Source organism: Frankia nepalensis, from assembly GCF_016786325.1.
Taxonomy (GTDB): domain Bacteria; phylum Actinomycetota; class Actinomycetes; order Frankiales; family Frankiaceae; genus Pseudofrankia; species Pseudofrankia nepalensis.
On the sequence record NZ_JADWYU010000251.1, the window covers coordinates 1 to 14,815 of the forward strand.

The window sequence follows — 14,815 nt, forward strand, 5'->3', positions numbered from 1 at the left end:
AAGGGCTGGCAGCCCTCTCGGACGGCGGCGGGGACGGGCGCGGACCTGGGCTGGCCCGCGCCCCGACGCTACCCGCCCCCCCCCACGCCCCGGCCCGCCCGGGCGGGTCGACGTGACGCGCCGGGCCTGACCGCTGTCCGGACCGGGCCGGCGCGGCGCGCCTGCCCCGCGCTCCCGGGCTCCGGCCTTCGTGCCCCGCCCCGGGAACGAGACGCGGGGCACACTGTTTCGGCCGTGCTACGCGGCCTCGCCGCGGGCCGCCGTCCACCCGCCCGCCGCCGGCGGCCGGCCGGGCGCGTTTGTGCGCCGGGCACATCGGTCCGTCCACCCGCCCGACCTACGGTCAGTACTGCCGCCGACGCCGGCGGCGTTCGGACGGTGAGGCCGGCCGCGCCCGGGGCGCGGGGCGCCTGGTTCCTCGTCGTCGGCACAGGGTCATCGACACGGGGTCATCGGCACAGACGGCGGACAGCGGGAGGCGGCGTGCGGGCGGTCCTACAGCGCGGGTTCGGCGGTGTCGAGGTGCTCGCCGTCGAGTCGGTCCCGGACCCGACGCCGGGTCCCGGTGAGGTCGTCGTCCAGGTCGCGGCCTGCGGCGTGAACCATCTGGACATCATGCAGCGGCGCGGGCCAGCCAAGATCCCCGGCTTCGCGCTGCCGCACATCGCCGGCATGGACGTCGCCGGCACGGTCGCCGCCGTCGGGCCCGAGGTGACGACGCTCGCCTCCGGCGACCGGGTGGTCGTCAACCCCGGGGTTCCCTGCTTCTCCTGCCCGACCTGCCTCGCGGGCGACGACGGCTTCTGCCACCAGACGAGGGTCATCGGCGCGACCACCGCCGGTGGCTACGCCGAATACGTGCTGGTGCCCGCGCGCAACGCGCACCTCGTCCCCGACCACGTGCCGCTGGCCGAGGCGGCGCTGGTGCCGACGATCTGGTCCACCGCCTGGCACGCCGTCAGCGCCACCGGTGGGCTGACCGCCGGCGAGACCGTGCTCGTCCACGCCGCCGCCAGCGGCGTCAGCCTCGCCGCGATCCAGCTCGCCAAGCAGCTCGGCGCCACGGTCGTCGCCACCGCCAGCAGCGCGGACAAGCTCGCGTTCGCGGGCTCGATCGGCGCCGACCACCTCGTGCTCGCCGGCGCCGACACCCCCACCGAGGACGTCGTCGGCGCGGTGAAGGCGGCGACCGGCGGGCGCGGCGTCGACATGGTGCTCGACCACGTAGGCCCCGCCACCTGGCCGGCGTCCGTCTTCAGCCTCGCGCCACGGGGCCGGCTCGTCTTCGTCGGTGACACCACCGGACCCGAGGTGACGATCCCGCTGGAGTACGCCTTCCACTTCGGCCTGAAGTTCCTCGGCTCCGACCCGTACCCGGCCCGCGAGTTCGCCCAGGTGCTGGAACGCTACTGGCGCGGCGGGCTCGTCACCCCGGTCGACGCCGAGTTCGCGCTCGCCGACGCCGCCGCCGCGCAGACCCGGCTCGAGGAACGCCGGGCCATCGGCAAGGTCCTGCTGAGGCCGTGAACCCCATAGAGGCCATGCACCCCGGCGGGAGCCCCGAGAGCGGACCGGAGACCGCGGCGGATGCCTGCGCCGCGCCGATGTCCGCGCCCCCGAGCGGCGGCTCGGCCACAGCCCAGAACCCCCCGTCAGGGCCGTGGCCGAGTCCGCCTTCTCCGCTTCCCGCTTCGCTGCCTCCCGCGCCGCCGACGCCGGCGGCCGTGTGGGAGGTCATCCATGGCTTCCGGCGCTACTGGGCGCTCGTCGCGGCGCTCGACCTCGGCCTGTTCGAGGCGCTCGCGTCCGGGCCGCTGGACGCGGCGGGGCTCGCCGAGGCGGTCGGCGTCGACGCCCACCGCGCCGGGCTGCTCGCCGACGCGCTGGTCGCCATGGAACTGCTCACCGCCGCGCCGACCGCGACGCCGGCCGCCGGACCGGCCGGGGCGCCGGCCCAGACGCCGCCCGGGCCGGCTGACGACGCCGCCGGTCCGGGCGGGCTCCGGTACGCCCTGGGCCTCGTCGCCGCCAACTACCTGCTCACCGACGGCCAGCGGTCGATGGCGCGGCTGGTGCGCGAGGCGCCCGGCCCGCACGAGCGGTGGCCGGAGCTCGCGGAGACGCTGCGGCGCGGCGCGCCGAGCGCCCGCGTCGAGGACGACCCGGGCGCCTTCTACCCGAACCTCGCGCGCGGCACGGCGCCGATCCAGCGGGCGGTCGCCGCCGCCGTGGCCCGCGAGCTCACGGCCGCGCGCGGCCCGGCGCCGCTGGTCGTCGACCTGGGCGCCGGCGCGGCGCCGTGGGCGCTGGCGTTCCTCGAGGCCTGGCCCGCCGCCCGCGGGCTCGCCGTCGAACTGCCCGAGGTCGTCCACGTCACCCGCGAGGCGGCCGCCGCCGATCCCGCCGGCGACCGGCTGGACGTCGTCGCCGGCAGCTTCCACCGGGTCGAGCTGCCGGAGGCCGGCGCCGACGTCGTCGTCCTCGGCCACGTGCTGCGCACCGAGCCGCGCGGCGGGGCGCGCCGGCTGGTCGCGCGGGCCGCCGCGGCGCTGCGACCGGGCGGGACGCTCGTCGTCGCCGACTACCCGCGCCCCGAGACACCCTCGCCGGCGGCCACCACCGAGACGCTGATGGCGCTGACGATCCTCGCCACCACCGGCGGCCAGGGCGCGTTCCATGCCGCCGACCTGCGCGCCTGGGCACGCGCCGCCGGCCTGGAACTGGGGCCCACCTACACCCCGCTGCCCGGTCAGACCGTGCTGACCGCCACCCGGCCCGGCGGGACCGCGCCCCGGCCCGTCGCGCGGCCCGGGCTACGGCCCCTCGGGTCGGTCTTCCCTCCGTCTGAGAGCAGGGAGTAACGCATGACCTCCGACGAGACACTCCGCGCCCAGACCCAGCCGGCCCTCGGAGCCACTCCCCGCCAGGTCGACACGATCATCTCCGGGGCGCTCGTCGTCACGATGGACGCCGAACGCCGGGTGATCAGCGACGGCGCCGTCGCCATAGACGGCGACACGATCGCCGCCGTCGGCAAGACCGCCGACGTGCTCGCGGCCTTCGGCGCCCGTGAGCTGGTCGACGGCCGGCGCTTCGTGCTCACCCCCGGCCTGGTCAACACCCACATCCACATCACCGGCGAGCCGCTGACCCGTGGCTACGTGCCCGACGACACGCCGTTCTTCGAGAACGTCTTCGTCTGGCTCACCCCGCTCTACTCCCACTACGACGAGCGCGAGGAACGCCTGTCCGGCCAGCTCGCGGCGCTGGAGATGCTGCGCAGCGGCACCACCACCTTCCTGGAGGCCGGCACGATCCGGTTCCTGGACGCCGTCGTCGACGGCCTCGTCGAGACCGGCATCCGCGGCCGGGTCGGCCGCTGGACCTGGGACCTGCCGCCAGAACCGGAGGTCTACCGGCAGACGACGGACGAGGCGATCAAGGGGCTGGTCGACGAGCTGGACCGGTTCGCGAGCGTCGCGGACGGGCGGCTGGCCGCCTGGCCGATCCTCGTCGGCCACACGACCTGCACCGACGAGCTGTGGAAGGCGGCCGCCGAGCTCGCCCGCGAGCGCGGCACCGGCCTGTCCTTCCACATGTCCCCGGCGCACCTGGACCCCGAGTACTTCCTCGCCACCTACGACCGGCGCCCGATGGAGCACCTGGCCGACCTCGGCGTGCTCGGCGAGAACGTGATCCTCACCCACGCCGTGCACGTCGACGACAACGAGATCGACATCCTGGCGGCCACCGGCACCTCCGTGGCGCCCTGCCCGACGACGGCGCTGAAGGTCTCCTACGGCATCACCCAGATCGGCAAGTTCCCCGAGATGGTCGCCAAGGGCGTCAACGTCGCGATCGGAACCGACGGCAACAACGCCTCCAACTACTCCGACCTGATGCGGGCGACCTACCTGGTCGCCGGCCTGTTCAAGGACGGCCGGCGCGACGCGACCATGTTCCCCGCCGAGCAGGCCTTCGAGATGGCCACGCTCGCGGGCGCGCGCGGCCTGGGCCTGGAGGACCAGATCGGAGTGCTGGCTCCGGGCCGCAAGGCCGACCTCGTCGCCCACGACACCGACCGGCCCGAATGGCGCCCACTGCTCAACGTCGCCAACCAGCTCGTCTGGTCGGCCGACGGCCGCGGTGTCCACAGCGTCTGGGTGGACGGCCACCGCGTCGTCGAGAACTACCACCACACGACGGTCGACGAGGACCGTCTCTACGCCGAGGCGCAGGCTGCCGGCGAGGCCATCACCACCCGCTCCGGCCTGCCCAACAAGGCCCGCTGGCCGGTCCTGTGACCGGCAGTAGCCGACCAGCAATTCCCGTGACCGGACCTTCGTTCCCGTGACCGCACTTTCGTCGTCTGATCCACCAACCCGACCCCGGATGTTCTGGACGCGACCCCGATACCAACTATGGGGGGGCGCTCAGCGCCCGACCGGCGGGCGGCCGGGGTCCTTGCCGGATCACGAAGCTATCTGGGAGGTCTGGGTCGCGCCAGCGACCTTCGAGCCGATCGCCACAAGGCCCGCTGGCCGCTGGTCTGACCACCTGCCTTTCACGCGCGACTGATTATCCGCGTCTGACTACCGCCGCCACGAAACGTTTCCGGGAGGATGCCATGACGGTTCTCACCCCGCAGTTGCTGGAATCCTTCGCGGACTCGGTGCTCCCCACCGCGCGGGCGAGCACGCTCCCGGCCACCTGCTACACCGACGAGGAGTTCTTCGCCTTCGAGAAGGAGGCGGTCTTCGGCCAGGAATGGCTTTGCCTCGGCCGTGCGTCCGACGTCCCGAACCCCGGCGACTACACCAACGTCGAGCTCGTCGGGGAGCGGCTCACCCTGGTCCGCGGCCATGACGGCACGGTCCGGGTGCTCTCCCCGGTCTGCCAGCACCGCGGCATGCTCGTGAGCGAGGGCAGGGGCAACTGCCGGGCGTTCAAGTGCGCCTACCACCACTGGACCTACGGCCTGGACGGCGGCCTCGTCGGCGCCCGCGAGATGGACCGCACCGAGGGTTTCGACAAGTCCCAGTGGGGCCTGCCGTCGCTCCCGGTGGAGATCTGGCAGGGTTTCGTCTTCACCAGCCTGAAGGCCAACCCCGAGCCGCTCGCGCCGCGGCTGGCCAAGCTCGACGAGTTGTTCGCGCACTACGAGCTCGACAGGTGCGTCTCCCGCAAGTCGTTCGAGAGCCCTTCCATGCCGTGGAACTGGAAGGTGATGTTCGAGAACTTCAACGACGGTTACCACGCCAGCCGGCTGCACGCGGGCGTGCACGACTTCTGCCCGTCCAACCGCTCGTCGTTCCTGCCATACGCGCCCGACGACGCCGCGATCGCCCGGACCAACGGCTTCCTGTTCCCGGACGGTGGTTTCAACGCGCTGCAGAAGGCGCTGCTGCCCATATTCCCGGGGCTCACGGAGGAGGAGCGCTCGCGGGCCGCGTTCGCGCTCGTGCCGCCGACGCTGTGCCTCGGCGTCGCGCCCGACCAGGCGTTCTACTTCCTGATCCGGCCGAAGGACGCCGGCCACATCGAGGTGGAGGTGCACTACCTCTTCCATCCGGACGCGCTGCGCGATCGGCTGTTCGAGGAGAAGTTCCAGCTTTCCGAGGCCGGCGTGAACGGCATCGTCGCCCAGGACGTCATGGCGACCACCGGCGTCCAGCAGGGCCTGACGAGCCGGTTCGCGCCGCGTGGCCGGTACTCCTACCTGGAGGAGGCACAGCAGCAGTTCAACCAGTGGCTGGTGCGCCGCTACACCGAGGGCTGGCCCGGCGGCGGCCGCGACGCCTCGTCTCCAGGAACCGCCTCGTCTCCAGGAACCGCGTCCTCTCCCGACGCCGCACCGTCCGACAGTGCCCCGGCCCTCGCGCCGGTTTCCGACCCGACCGCCCGTGAGGTTGCCGCATGACCGCCACCGTCAGCACGTCGACGAGCACCGCCTTCCTGGCCTCCACGCCGGAGACCGTTCGCTGGGGCTTCCTGCCGAACGCGGCGGCCGAGCCCGTCCTGAAGGTCGTCCCCGGCACGGCGGTGACCATCGAAACGGTCAGCCACGAGGGGATCATGGAGGATCAGGGGCGCGACCCGGTCGCCTACTTCGGCTCCCACGGCGTGCGGCCGGCGGAGATCCCGGCCGACCAGGTCGCGATCGCCGCCTCCGGGCTGGAGCACGCGTTCGACGCCGGCCCGCACATCGTCACCGGCCCGATCCGGGTCGACGGCGCCGCCGCCGGCGACGTGCTGCGCGTCCGCGTCGTGAACCTCGAGCTGCGCGCCACGTTCGGCGTCATCTCCAACCGTCATGGCCTGGGCTGCCTGGCCGGTGAGTTCCCCGAGGGAACCGCCCGGCACCCCGACGCCGACAAGGACCACCCCGAGCGTTACGGCTCGGTGCTCACCTTCGCCAGGACCCGCGCCGTCGGCGGCGTCGACTACGGCGTCCTGCCCTTCGGCAACCCCGGCCTGCCGAACGCGGAGGCCGTCTTCCCGCTCGCCCCGTTCCTCGGGATCATGGGCGTCGCCCCGGACACCACCGGCCCCGTGGGCTCCGTCCCGCCCGGCCGCCACGGCGGCAACCACGACATCGCGATGCTCGGCGCCGGCAGCACCTTCTACCTGCCGGTCCAGGTCGACGGCGGCCTGTTCTACGTCGGCGACCCGCACTACGCCCAGGGCGACGGCGAGGTCGCGCTCACCGCGCTCGAGGCGCCGCTGCGGGCCACGGTCGTCCTCGACGTGCTCAAGGGCCTCGAGGCCGACCGGGTCATCGGGGCGCTGCGCGAGCCGTTCGGCGAGACCGACCAGTACTGGATCCCCGTCGGCATGGACCGCGACCTGAACGAGGCGATGCGCAAGGCCACCCGCGCCGCGATCGGCTTCCTGTCCACCAAGGTCGGGATGAGCCGCGCGAACGCGATGGCCTACCTGTCCGCCGCCGCCGACTTCGCGGTCAGCCAGGTCGTCGACGACGTCAAGGGCGTCCACTGCAAGATCCGCAAGAGTGACTTCCCGGCCCTTTAGCCCGGTTGTCCTGGAAACGAGGACGCTCGGGGAGATTACTCGGTGTGACCGGATTCGGGTCTGTGGGCCTCGGGCCGGGGCATACGATGCGCGGACGGGAGGTGGCGGTGACGGCGGAGGAGGAGCAGGCGGGCGGGCTGGTGTTCCCGGCCGGGCCGCCCACACCGGTCTGGGAGGTCATCACCGGTTACACCCGGTACTGGCTGGTCGTCGCCGCGCTCGACCTGGGTGTCTTCGAGGAACTGGCCGGCGGGCCGCGCGGGCTCGACGAGCTCGCGGAGGCCACCGGGGTGGCGTCCCGCCGGCTGGCCGTCGTGCTCGACTTCCTGGTCACCGCCGGCCTGCTGACGACCGCGGGCGACCGGGTCTTCGGCCTGACGCCGACGACCCGCGGCTACCTGCTGCGCGACTCGCCACTGTCCATGGTCGAGATGGTGCGGTACTCGCCCGGCCCGCGCACCGCCTGGCCCGAGCTGTCGGCGACGCTGCGCCGCGGCCGGCCGACCCGTTCCGTCGAGGACGACGCCGGCCTGTTCTACGGCCGGCTCGCGATCGCGAGCGCCCCCACCCAGCAGGCCGTCGCCCAGGCCACCGCGGCGCTGCTCCCCGACCCGGGGGAGGGCGCGCTCGTCCTGGACCTCGGCGCTGGCGCCGCGCCGTGGGCGATCGGGATGCTACGGGCCTGGCCGCGCGCGAAGGCGCTGGCGGTCGACCTGCCGACGATCACCCCGTTCGCCGAGGCGGCGGCCGCCGAGCACGGCGTCGCCGACCGTTTCGACGTGCGCGCCGGCAGCTACCTCGACGCCGTCCTGCCCATCGGCGAGGCGGCGGTCGTCACGATCGGCCACGCCATCGGCCTGCAGTCCGCCGACCTCGCCAAGGCGCTGCTGCTGCGGGCCCGCGGCGCGCTGCGCCCCGGCGGGTTCGTCGTCATCTCCGACTACTTCCGCCCCGCCGAGCCGCCCGCCGGGCGCGGCCTGGAGGGCAGCCTGCCGCAGTCGATGGCGCTCACGCTGCTCGCCAACACCTACGAGGCGGAGGTCGTCGAGCTGCCCACGCTGCTGTCGTGGCTCGCCGAGGTCGGCCTCGTCGCCTGGACCACCCGCCAGTTCCTCCCTGGCCAGCTCGTCGTCGTCGCCACCGAGCCCGGCCAGGCGCCACCGCCATGACGGCGTCCGTGACCGTCGCGGCGACCGAGGTCGGCCAGGCCGCGGCCAACGGGGCGCCCCGTGCCTCGGTGGATCCGGCCCAGCTGGAGGCCGATCTGGTCGCCGCCGCGCTCGACGGCGCGGAGTGGCCGGAGCTGCTGGCCCAGCTCGCCGCCGCTGTTCTCCGCCCCGTCCGCCTTCTCGACATGGCTGGCAACCTGCTCGCCGCCTCCGACCAGCCGGCGGCGGCCGGTGCGGGAGAGGCTGACAGAGGAGCGGTCGACGGGGTGGCCCGGGGGGACGCGCGCGGGCGTGGCAGCAGCGCGGTCGCCATCGCGGCCCTGCTGGTGGCCCCGTCGCTCGGGCCTGTCATCAGCGCCGCCCTCGGCCGCGCCGCCGCGCCTGTCGTCTGCCGGGACGGCTGGCGCGGTCACGGCGCCCCGGTTCGCATGGGCAACCGCTACCTGGGCGCTCTCCTCATCGAGGCGGACCTTTCTCCCGCTGTCTGTCCTGACTCGGCTGGGGGATGGGCCTGCCAGCTGGTGGCGGCGGCCTCGACGGCGCTGGCGATCGTCGCGGTCCGGCGGGAGGCGCACGCGGCGGCGCTCGCCCGGCGGGTGGACGTCGTCCTCGACGACATCCGGCACGGCGCGATCCGTCCGGCGGCCGAGTTCGTCCGGGTCGCCGAGAGCTTCGGTCTGGACGTGACCATCCCGCACGCCGGCGTCGCCCTGCGGTACATGGATACCGATCTGGAAGCGTGGGCGGCGGCCTGGGGGCCGATCGGCTTCCCGGTGCTGCGCGAGGGCGAGCGGGCCTGGACGCTGCTGTCCGGCGACGTCCCGGCCGAGCTCTCCCGGTTGTGCAGCCATCTCGCCTACCAGCTCGGCTCGCCGCGCGCGGTGCTCGCCGCCGCCGGCCCGGCGGTTCCCGGCGACCCGGTCGACCCCGCGGAGACCGCGGCCTCGTTCCGCTCCGCGGACGCCGTGCTCGCCCTGCTGCGCACCAGCCACGAGCGCGACCCGGAGCAGGAACGGAGCACGCTGCTGTTCGACGAGCTCGGCCTGGAGCGCCTGCTGCTCGGCGTCCCCGCCGAGAAGCTCCGCGCGTTCGCCGAGCGCGTCCTGGCCGGCCTCGACCCGGCGGGCGTGGACCTGCTCTCCGCCTACCTGGAGACGGACGGCTCGCTGGAGGCGGTGGCGGCCCGGCTGGACGCTCAGCCCGCCAGGCTCCGCCGCCGCCTCCCCGCCCTGATCGACGACCTGACCGGCGCGCGCGCGACGACGAGCCATCTGACCGACCTGCACGCCGCCACCCTCGCCCACCACCTCACCGCGGCGACCAGCCCGGAGGCGTGAACTGCCCTTACCTACATCAGCTGTAACTTACATCGCCTGTTAGTTACACCAGCTGTAAGTAACAGCGGGCTGCTCGCGGCCGATGAGCAAGTCGACGGTCTTCTAGAGCGCGGAAGTCGCCACCGGGGAGCGGCGGGCGGACCAGGGGGCGGCCTGTTCGAGGGCGGAGGCCAGGGCGATCAGGACGTCCTCGCGGCCGTGGCGGGCGGCGAGCTGGACTCCGATGGGCAGACCGTCGGCGCCGGTGGCCAGCGGGAGCGAGATGGCGGGCTGGCCGGTGACGTCGTAGGGGAGGACCAGCGAGGCGATCTGGGCGTGCAGCGGTCCCTGGACCTGGACGGGCTGGGTGGGGTCGGCGACGCCCAGGCGGATCGGCGGGATCGGGATCGTGGGGGACAGCAGCACGTCGTAGCCGGCGTAGGCGGCGGTGATCCGGCGGCTCCAGGCGGCCAGGTCGTCGATCGCGGCCAGCAGCTCGATGCCCGAGACGGCCCGGCCGTGCTCGACGAGCGTCGCGTTCATCGGCTCCAGGTCGGTGACGGGCTCGCCGAGCAGACGCTCCCAGCCGGCGACCGCCTGCGCGATCCCCACCGCGGTGACGAGGTGGAACGCCCACCGGCCGGCGCCGTCGCCGGCGAGCCCGTCGGCGCTGACCGGCTCCACGGCGTGGCCCAGCTCCTCCAACAGCCGCCCGGCGGCCTGCGCCGCCGCCGCGCAGTCCGGGTGGAACGGCTCGCCGTCCGGCTGGCCGGTCAGGAGCCCGACTCGCAGCGGCGCGACGGGCGCGCCCACCTCCGCCGCCCAGGCCCTGGCCGGGGGCGGCGCGGTGTGCAGGTCACCCGGGACCGGCCCGGCCGTGGCGTCGAGGATCGCCGCCGTGTCCCGCACGCTGTGGCAGACCACGTGCTCGTGGGTGAGCGGGCCCCAGTACTGGCCGGCGGGCGCGAGCGACATCCGGTCCCGGGTCGGCTTGAGCCCGACCAGCCCGCAGCATGACGCGGGGATCCGGATCGAGCCGCCCATGTCGTTCGCGTGCCCGACCGGCACCATCCCGGCGGCCACCGCCGCCGCCGAGCCTCCACTGGAGCCGCCGGTCGAGTGGTCGAGGTTCCACGGGTTGCGCGCCGGGCCGTGCGCCAGCGGCTCGGTCGTCGTCGCGCTCGTCAGCTCCGGCACCTTCGACCGCCCGACGATCACGAATCCGGCCGCCCGGTACCGCCGGGTCAGCTCGCTGTCGGCGGGCGACACCCACGTCCGGTCCCGCAGGAACCGCGTCCCGTGCTGGTACGGATCGCCGGCCGAGTGCTGCACCGCGTCCTTGAGCACCATCGGCACCCCGCGAAACGGCCCGTCGGGCAACTCGCCGTGCGCCTCGCGCAGGGCCTGCTCGAACCGCGTGTGCACGAGCGCGCCGACCGCCGGGTCCAGCGCCTCGATCCGCCGCGCCGCGGCCTCGACCAGCTCCGCGGGCGTGACGTCCCCCCGCCGCACCAGCTCGGCCTGCGCGGTGGCGTCTCCCGCCGCGACCTCCAGGTCATCCACCACGCCACGCTCCTCAACGGTCCGCCCGCGATCCGTATCAAATATACAAATCTTGTGGTATCGCTATTGGTTGTGCCTGGCGTCACATTCCCCTGCGCGGGAGGTGGGCCGGGCGGCCGGGTGAGCGCAGGCAGCGAGCGGAGGCAGGATGACGCGGAACCGCCATGCCGGGGAGCCTTTCCGGGATGACGACGAGACCATCGCGGCGGCGCTGGCGGACGTCAGCGTGCCGGCGCTGATGTGCTCGCTGGTGCACATGACCGGCGATCCGTCCTGGATCCGCGGCGACATCCGGCCCCGGGTCGCGAACTCGCTGGACATCCAGAGCGGGCTGCCGCCAGCCGAGCGGGCCGAGATCCGCCGCCGGGCGCTGCCGGCCATCGCCGCCTACCGGGACGCCGGCTGCGAGCCGCGCGAGCTCGAGAGCGAGCTGCTGCTGGAGATGATGGCCTTCCTGGGCACCCGGCCGGTGGGCGGCCGGCTCGCGGACCTGTTCGTCGACGACCTGGGATTCGACGGCGGCGACGCCGGCGCGATCACCTGGGGCGACCAGATTCCGGCGTCGGCCAAGGCGGAGTGCGGGGTGGTCGTGATCGGCGCCGGCCTGGGCGGGATCCTGGCCGGCATCCGCCTCGCCCAGGCGGGCCTGCCGTTCACCATCGTCGAGAAGAACGACGGCCCGGGTGGCACGTGGTGGGAGAACCGCTACCCGGGCGCCCGCGTCGACATCGGCAGCCATCAGTACTGCTACTCCTTCGAGCCGGCGCACCACTGGAGCGAGTACTACTGCCGGCAGCCCGAGCTGCGCGCCTACCTCGCCTCGATCGTCGACAAGTACGGGCTTCGGCCGCGCATCCGGTTCGCCACCACCGTCACGCGGGTGACCTGGGACGACGCGCAGGCCCGCTGGCGCGTGCACGTCCGCCCGGCCGACGGGCCGGCCGACGGGCCAGAGGAGGTTCTGGACGCCCGCTTCGTCATCAGCGCCGTCGGTTCGCTGAACCTGCCCAGGCTCCCGGACATCCCGGGGATGGACAGCTTCGCGGGGCCCTCGTTCCACTCGGCCCGGTGGCCCGAGGGCCTCGACCTGGCCGGGACCCGGTTCGCGCTGATCGGCGCGGGCGCGAGCGGCTTCCAGATCGGCCCGGCCGTCGCCGACGACGTCAAACGGCTCACGATCTTCCAGCGGACCGCGCAGTGGATCATCCCGAACCGGCTCTACCACGCGGCGGTGCCGGCCGGGGAACGGTGGGCGCTGCGGCACCTGCCGTTCTACGGCCGCTGGTTCCGCTTTCTCACGACCTACCCGGGGATCGCGCTGGGCACGGATCCCTACCGCGTCGACCCGGACCACCACGACCCGACCGGCCGGTCGGTGAACGCGGGGAACGCCCAGCGCGCCGAGGCGCTGGCCGGCTGGATGACGACGCTGCTCGCGGACCGGCCCGACCTGTTACCGAAGGTCGTCCCGGACTATCCGGCGGCCGGCAAGCGCATCCTGCAGGACGACGGGACCTGGCTGCGCACCCTGGCGCGCGACGACGTCGAGCTCGTCCGCGCCGCCATCGACCGGATCGTTCCCGACGGGATCGTCACCGCCGACGGTGTCCATCACCGCGCCGACGTCATCTGCTACGCCACCGGATTCCGTCACAACGACTTCCTCGCCTCGATGGACGTGACGGGCCGGGGCGGCGTGAACCTGCGCGCGCAGTGGGGCGACGAGCCGACCGCCTACCTCGGCATCACGATCCCGAACTTCCCGAACCTGTTCTGCGTCTACGGCCCGGGCACGAACCTCGCCGCCGGCGCCAGCCTCTTCTACCATTCCGAGTTCCAGGTGCACCATGCGCTCGAGGCGATCCGCCAGACGCTGCTGTCCGGCGCCCGGTCGTGCGAGGTGCGCCCCGAGGTCCACGACGACTACGTCGAGCGCACCCAGGCAGAGCTCGCCCAGCTCGTCTGGTCACACGAGTCGATCAGGCACAGCCATTTCAAGAACCCCAACGGCCGGATCTACACGCTGTCCCCCTGGCCGCTCGACCTCTACCGCGAGTGGACCCGGCACGCCGACCCCGACGCCTACCTCTTCACCTGACGCCTTCCCCGCTGTCCGGTAGGGCGTCGCCTCTGCCGCTGTGAGCAGGCTCACCCGGATGGCGCCGGGCTGTGGAGGTGGTCGGCCCGGGCTTGTGGCGCGAGCACATAGGGCGGCGCGGCGGCGGTTCCTAGCATCCGGGCTATGACAGCCGAGCCGATGACGCCGCGTGACGTCGCCTCCGGGCCGGAGGTCGCGGACCTGCTGGTCGTCGGCGGGGACGTCGTCACGATGGACGCCCGGCGGCGGGTCGTGGCGGGCGGGGCCGTGGCGGTGCGCGGCCGGACGATCGCGATGGTCGGGTCGGCCGCGGCGGTGCGGGCCGCGTTCCCGGGGACGCCGGAGCTGGACGCTACGGGCTGCGTCGTCACCCCGGGGATGGTGGACGCGCACCAGCACACCACCGGGGACGTGCTGGCGCGCAGCGCGATCCCGGACGACCTCGACTCGCGAACGTCGACCTTCGAGTGGGCGGTGCCGCTGCACGCGGCGCACACCCCGGAGGACGACGAGGTCTCGGCGCTGCTCACGGCCGTCGAGGCGCTGCGGGCCGGGGTGACGACGATCGTCGAGCCGGGCACCGTCGCGCACCCGCTGACCGTCGGCGCCGCCCTGCGCCGGGCCGGGATCCGCGCGACGCTCGGCACCTGGGGCTGGGACGTCCCGGACGTGCCGTACTCGCTGCCGACCGGTGAGGCGCTCGCCCGCCAGGCCGAGGTGGTCCGCGCGTTCCCGCCGGCGAGCGCCGGCGGCGACGGGCTGGTCACCGGCTGGGTGACGCTCGTCGGTCACGACCTGGCCAGCGACGAACTGCTCGTCGGCGCCGCGGCGCTCGCCGACGAGCTGGACACCGGCCTGACGATGCACCTCGCGCCCAGCGTCGACGACGTGCACGCCTACCAGCGGCGCGCGGGGCGCGGCCCGGCCGAGCACCTGGCCGCCCTCGGCGTCCTCGGCCCGCGCCTGCTGCTCGGGCACGCGGTCTGGATGTCGCCGGCCGAGATCGAGCTGCTCGTCGACACCGGCACGGCGATCGCCTGCTGCCCGTGGGCCTACCTGCGGCTGGGGCAGGGCCTGACCCGGGCCGGCCGGCACGTGCCGTTCCTGCGGGCCGGGGGCCGCCTGGCGCTCGGCTGCGACGCCCACAACGCGGGTGACCGGGTGGACGTGCTCGGCGCGGCCCGCCTGCTCGCCGGCCTGTCGCTGGACGCGCCAGCCGAGGGCGCCCGGTCGCTGCTGGCCCACGAGGCGTTCGAGGTCGCGACCGTCGGCGGCGCCGCCGCGATCGGTCTCGGCGGGGTGACCGGCGCGCTGGCGGCGGGCCAGCAGGCCGACCTCGTCGTCTTCCGCGCCGACGACCCCGCCTGGGTGCCGCTGGGTGACCACGCCCGCCAGCTCGTCTGGAACGCCCCGACGCACACCGTGCGCGACGTGCTCGTCGCCGGCCGCCAGGTCGTGCGCGACGGGCACGTGACGACCGTCGACGAGGCGGAGCTGTGGGCCTGGGCACGGGAGCGGTCGGCCGCCCTGCTTGCCCGTGCCGGCATCGAGATCCCCCGTTCCTGGCCGGTCGTCACCGCGAACTGACCGATGAGCCCTTTCTCCGCCGCCCCGATCCGTGTCTCCGCCGCCCCGAG

The 14,815-nt window shown here is 74.3% G+C and carries 10 protein-coding genes; 9 read left to right on the forward strand and 1 reads right to left on the reverse strand.

From position 1 onward, the window contains the following. The first annotated feature begins 483 nt into the window (after positions 1–483). The 7 genes from I6A81_RS39160 to I6A81_RS39190 all read left to right on the forward strand — a co-directional run bounded on the left by I6A81_RS39160 (position 484) and on the right by I6A81_RS39190 (position 9,538). The gene (locus I6A81_RS39160; RefSeq protein WP_203002178.1) at positions 484–1,527 is read left to right on the forward strand and encodes an alcohol dehydrogenase catalytic domain-containing protein; all 1,044 of its coding nucleotides are present in this window, start codon (positions 484–486) and stop codon (positions 1,525–1,527) included. A gap of 167 nt (positions 1,528–1,694) precedes the next feature. After that, positions 1,695–2,861, forward strand: a complete 1,167-nt coding sequence (locus tag I6A81_RS39165; protein WP_238428780.1) for an acetylserotonin O-methyltransferase — start codon at positions 1,695–1,697, stop codon at positions 2,859–2,861. A gap of 3 nt (positions 2,862–2,864) precedes the next feature. Continuing rightward, entirely contained in the window at positions 2,865–4,304 is a 1,440-nt protein-coding gene (locus I6A81_RS39170; protein ID WP_203002177.1) for an amidohydrolase family protein, read from the forward strand. 323 nt (positions 4,305–4,627) lie between these two features. Continuing rightward, positions 4,628–5,920: an aromatic ring-hydroxylating oxygenase subunit alpha gene (locus I6A81_RS39175; protein WP_203002176.1), complete on the forward strand. Its 1,293-nt coding sequence runs from the start codon at positions 4,628–4,630 to the stop codon at positions 5,918–5,920. Further along, entirely contained in the window at positions 5,917–7,032 is a 1,116-nt protein-coding gene (locus I6A81_RS39180; protein WP_203002175.1) for an acetamidase/formamidase family protein, read from the forward strand. Before I6A81_RS39175 ends, I6A81_RS39180 begins: the two co-directional genes overlap by 4 nt. A 107-nt stretch (positions 7,033–7,139) precedes the next feature. Next, the gene (locus I6A81_RS39185; RefSeq protein WP_307875210.1) at positions 7,140–8,201 is read left to right on the forward strand and encodes a class I SAM-dependent methyltransferase; all 1,062 of its coding nucleotides are present in this window, start codon (positions 7,140–7,142) and stop codon (positions 8,199–8,201) included. Continuing rightward, a complete protein-coding gene (locus I6A81_RS39190; protein ID WP_238428769.1) occupies positions 8,198–9,538 on the forward strand; it encodes a hypothetical protein in 1,341 nt (446 codons plus the stop codon). Before I6A81_RS39185 ends, I6A81_RS39190 begins: the two co-directional genes overlap by 4 nt. Before the next feature lie 102 nt (positions 9,539–9,640). Here the strand turns inward: I6A81_RS39190 and I6A81_RS39195 are convergent, their stop codons facing one another. Beyond that, positions 9,641–11,083, reverse strand: coding sequence for an amidase (locus I6A81_RS39195; protein ID WP_203002174.1), 1,443 nt, complete (start codon positions 11,081–11,083; stop codon positions 9,641–9,643). 145 nt (positions 11,084–11,228) lie between these two features. Here I6A81_RS39195 and I6A81_RS39200 point away from each other — a divergent pair, with 145 nt between their 5' ends. Together I6A81_RS39200 and I6A81_RS39205 are read left to right on the forward strand one after the other, a co-directional pair. After that, the gene (locus I6A81_RS39200; RefSeq protein WP_203002173.1) at positions 11,229–13,178 is read left to right on the forward strand and encodes a flavin-containing monooxygenase; all 1,950 of its coding nucleotides are present in this window, start codon (positions 11,229–11,231) and stop codon (positions 13,176–13,178) included. Between the two features lie 144 nt (positions 13,179–13,322). Then, positions 13,323–14,765: an amidohydrolase family protein gene (locus I6A81_RS39205; RefSeq protein ID WP_203002172.1), complete on the forward strand. Its 1,443-nt coding sequence runs from the start codon at positions 13,323–13,325 to the stop codon at positions 14,763–14,765. Positions 14,766–14,815: the final 50 nt, after the last annotated feature.